The 4197-nt window shown below is 73.9% G+C and carries 4 protein-coding genes; all 4 read left to right on the forward strand.

Translation table 11 applies throughout. The features are described 5' to 3' along the window. Nucleotides 1-215: adenosylcobinamide-GDP ribazoletransferase (locus ABD317_RS34110; RefSeq protein ID WP_344295256.1), on the forward strand; the 215-nt coding region annotated here is incomplete at its 5' end. Nucleotides 216-655: 440 nt separating this feature from the next. Continuing rightward, entirely contained in the window at nt 656-2251 is a 1596-nt protein-coding gene (locus ABD317_RS34115; protein WP_344295258.1) for a leucyl aminopeptidase, read from the forward strand. A 189-nt stretch (nt 2252-2440) separates the two neighbouring features. Continuing rightward, on the forward strand, nt 2441-3829 hold the full coding sequence (lpdA, locus tag ABD317_RS34120; RefSeq protein WP_344295260.1) for a dihydrolipoyl dehydrogenase: 1389 nt from the start codon (nt 2441-2443) through the stop codon (nt 3827-3829). 50 nt (nt 3830-3879) lie between these two features. Next, nucleotides 3880-4197 (forward strand): biotin/lipoyl-containing protein (locus ABD317_RS34125; RefSeq protein ID WP_344295262.1); only part of this gene is annotated, 318 nt, incomplete at its 3' end.

Consider the following 4197-nt stretch of genomic DNA (forward strand, 5'->3'; position numbering starts at 1 on the left):
CCATCGCGGTCCCGGCCGCCGCGGCAGGCGTCGTCGCCGGTCCGCCCGCGGCGCTGCACACCGCCCTCGCGGTCGCCGCCGCGCTCGCCGGCGCCGAGCTGCTGCGGCACCACTGTGTACGCCGTCTCGGCGGGGTCACCGGCGACGTCTTCGGCGCGCTGGCCGAGACCGCCGCGACCACCGCCCTGGTCGTCGCCGTCCTGGGGCCGGCCTGACGGCACACGCGCGCGGCGCACCGCACACCGCGCGCCGCGGGAGCATCAACTCGCCGCGTCCCTCCGCCCGGCGACGGACCACCCGGAGACCGCACCGTCCACCCGCCGGTCCGCACCGGTCTCCGGGCAGGCCCCGGGCCCGTCCGCGCCGCGTCCCTCCACCCGGCGGCAGAACGCGCCGGAACCGGACGGCGTCCGGCCCGGGCGTGTCCCCCGGCGCGGTGGAGGGCGATGCGATCCCGGGCACGCCACCGCACGGGATCCGATCCGCTCCCCGGGGACGGCGCCCGCGGCGACCCGCGCCCCGCGGCGGATCCCCGCCACCTGCGGCCCCGCGGGGAAACCCGCCGCGGGGCCGCCACCCCGGGCGGGGCCCGTACCGCATACGATGCGCCATGCACCCCCGAGCCGCCTTCGCCCGAGAATGGATTCGAACCACCGTGACTGCTCTGACTCTCAGTTCCTCGTCCGCCGCCGGCCTGCGCGCGGACGCCGTCGTCGTGGGTGTGGCCAAGGGCCCGAAGGGCCGCCCCGTGCCGGCGCCCGGTGCGGAGGCGGTCGACGAGGCGTTCGGCGGCAAGCTGGGCGCCGTGCTGGAGGCCCTCGGGGCGTCCGGCGGCGAGGGCGAGGTCACGAAGCTGCCCGCGCCCGACGGGCTGAAGGCGTCCCTCGTCGTCGCCGTCGGCCTCGGCGCCGTGCCGGAGAAGGGCGCCGCCTACGACACGGAGGCCCTGCGCCGCGCCGCGGGCAGCGCCGCCCGCGCGCTGGCCGGGACGAAGAAGGCGGCGTTCGCGCTGCCGCTGGACGTCGCGGACGACACCGCCGCGGTGGCGGAGGGCGCGCTGCTCGGCGCGTACGCGTTCAACTCCTACCGCGACGGCGGCACCGCCGGCACGGACAACGCCGGCGACGGCAAGGGCGCCGGGGGCGCGAAGGGCGGCAAGGCGGGGAAGAACAAGGCGAACGGCGCCGGCGCCAAGGCCCCGCTCGCCGAGATCGCCCTCGTCGGCGGCAAGCGCGACAAGGCGCACCGCGCCGCCGCCGAGCGCGCCACCGTGCTCGCCGCCGAGGTCAACCGCGCCCGCGACCTGGTCAACACCCCCTCGAACGACCTCGACCCCACCGGCTTCGCCGCCGCCGCCCAGCAGGCCGGCAAGGAGCACGGCTTCAAGGTCGCGGTGACCGACGAGAAGGCGCTCGCCAAGGGCGGCTTCGGCGGCCTCCTCGGCGTCGGCCAGGGCTCGCAGACCCCGCCGCGGCTGGTGCGGCTGGAGCACCGGCACCCGAAGGCGAAGCAGACGATCGCGCTGGTCGGCAAGGGCATCACGTACGACTCGGGCGGCATCTCGCTCAAGCCCGCCGGCCACAACGAGACGATGAAGTGCGACATGAGCGGCGCCGCCGCCGTGCTCGCCGCGGTCGCGGCCGCCGCCCGGCTGGAGCTGCCGGTGAACGTCACCGGCTGGCTGGCCCTCGCCGAGAACATGCCGTCCGGCTCGGCCACCCGCCCCGGGGACGTGCTGCGGATGTACAGCGGCAAGACCGTCGAGGTGCTGAACACCGACGCCGAGGGCCGGCTGGTCCTCGCGGACGCGCTGACGAAGGCGTCGGAGGAGAAGCCCGACTACATGGTCGACGTGGCGACGCTCACCGGCGCCATGGTGCTGGCCCTCGGCAACCGCACGTTCGGGATCATGGCCAACGACGACGCCTTCCGGACCCGGATCCACGTGCTCGCCGAGGCGGCGGGCGAGCAGTCCTGGCCGATGCCGATGCCGCCGGAGCTGAAGAAGGGCATGGAGTCGCCGATCGCGGACATCGCCAACATGGGCGAGCGGATGGGTAGCGGGCTGGTGGCCGGCCTCTTCCTGGAGGAGTTCGTGGGCGACGGCATCACCTGGGCGCACCTGGACATCGCGGGCCCGGCCTTCAACACCTCCGGCCCGTTCGGCTACACCCCCAAGGGCGGCACCGGCTCGGCGGTGCGCACCCTGGTCGCGATCGCGGAGCAGGCGGCCCACGGCGACCTGGCCTGACGTGCCCCGCGGCCCCGCCGGCGACCGGTCCGCCAGCCGGCGGGGCGCGGCCCGCGTCTCCGCCTTCCGGCGACAAGTGCGAAGATGGCTGATGGCAGGACAGGGCCTCAGTAGTAGAGCGGCCGTAAAGGAGCCGCCGCCCGGCCGCACCACGGCCGGCCACCGGCGCACATGCATGGAGGACGTGACGTGGCGAACGACGCCAGCACCGTTTTCGACCTGGTGATCCTCGGAGGCGGCAGCGGCGGCTATGCCGCCGCCCTGCGGGGTGCCCAGCTGGGTCTTGACGTCGCCCTGATCGAGAAGGACAAGGTGGGCGGCACCTGCCTGCACCGCGGATGCATCCCGACGAAGGCGCTGCTGCACGCCGGGGAGCTCGCCGACCAGGCGCGCGAAGGCGCATCCTTCGGAGTGAACACCTCGCTCGACGGCATCGACATGGCCGGCGTGCACAAGTACAAGGACGGCGTGGTCGCCGGCCTCTACAAGGGCCTGCAGGGGCTGATCGCCTCCCGCAAGGTCACCGTCGTGGAGGGCGAGGGCCGGCTGTCCTCGCCGACCTCGGTGGACGTGAACGGGAAGCGGTACGACGGGCGGCACGTGCTGCTCGCCACCGGCTCGTACTCGAAGTCGCTGCCGGGCCTGGAGATCGACGGCGACCGCATCATCGCCTCGGAGCACGCGCTGGTCCTGGACCGGGTGCCGAAGTCGGCGATCGTGCTGGGCGGCGGCGTCATCGGCGTGGAGTTCGCCTCCGCGTGGAAGTCCTTCGGCACCGACGTGACGATCATCGAGGGCCTGAAGCACCTGGTGCCCGCCGAGGACGAGAACAGCTCCAAGCTGCTGGAGCGGTCCTTCCGCAAGCGCGGCATCAAGTTCAACCTGGGCACCTTCTTCGAGAAGGCGGAGTACACCGCGGACGGCGTCAAGGTCACCCTGGCGGACGGCAAGGAGTACGAGGCCGAGGTGCTGCTGGTCGCGGTGGGCCGCGGGCCGGTCTCGCAGGGGCTGGGCTACGAGGAGCAGGGCGTGGCCATGGACCGCGGCTTCGTCCTGACCGACCCGTACAAGCGCACGAACGTGCCCTCGATCTCCGCCGTCGGCGACCTGACGCCGGTCCTCCAGCTCGCGCACGTCGGCTTCGCAGAGGGCATCCTGGTCGCGGAGCGGCTGGCCGGCCTGGACGTGGTGCCGATCGACTACGACGGCGTCCCGCGGGTGACGTACTGCCACCCGGAGGTCGCGTCCGTCGGCATCACGGAGGAGAAGGCGAAGGAGACGTACGGTGCGGACAAGGTCGTGGCGCTGAAGTACAACCTGGGGGGCAACGGCCGGAGCAAGATCCTCAAGACCACGGGCGAGATCAAGCTCGTGCAGGTCAAGGACGGCCCGGTGGTCGGCGTGCACATGGTCGGCGACCGCATGGGCGAGCAGGTCGGCGAGGCGCAGCTGATCTACAACTGGGAGGCGCTGCCGGCCGAGGTGGCGCAGCTCGTCCACGCGCACCCGACGCAGAACGAGGCGCTCGGCGAGGCCCATCTCGCGCTCGCCGGCAAGCCGCTGCACGCTCACGACTGAGCAACGGACACGCCCACCATCCGCAAAGATCGTTAGGAGCAACCGAAACCATGGCGGTTTCCGTAACCCTGCCGGCGCTCGGCGAGAGCGTCACCGAGGGCACCGTCACGCGCTGGCTCAAGGCCGAGGGCGAGCGTGTCGAGGCCGACGAGCCGTTGCTTGAGGTCTCCACCGACAAGGTCGACACCGAGATCCCCTCCCCCGCCGCCGGAGTGCTGTCCTCCATCAAGGTGGCCGAGGACGAGACCGTCGAGGTCGGCGCCGAGCTGGCCGTGATCGACGACGGCACCGGCGGCGCCGCGGCGGCCCCCGCGCCCGCCGCCCCGCAGGCCCAGGCCCCGGCCCCGGCGGCCGCGGCGGCACCGGCA

The sequence above is a fragment of the Streptomyces synnematoformans genome, assembly GCF_039531005.1.
GTDB lineage: Bacteria > Actinomycetota > Actinomycetes > Streptomycetales > Streptomycetaceae > Streptomyces > Streptomyces synnematoformans.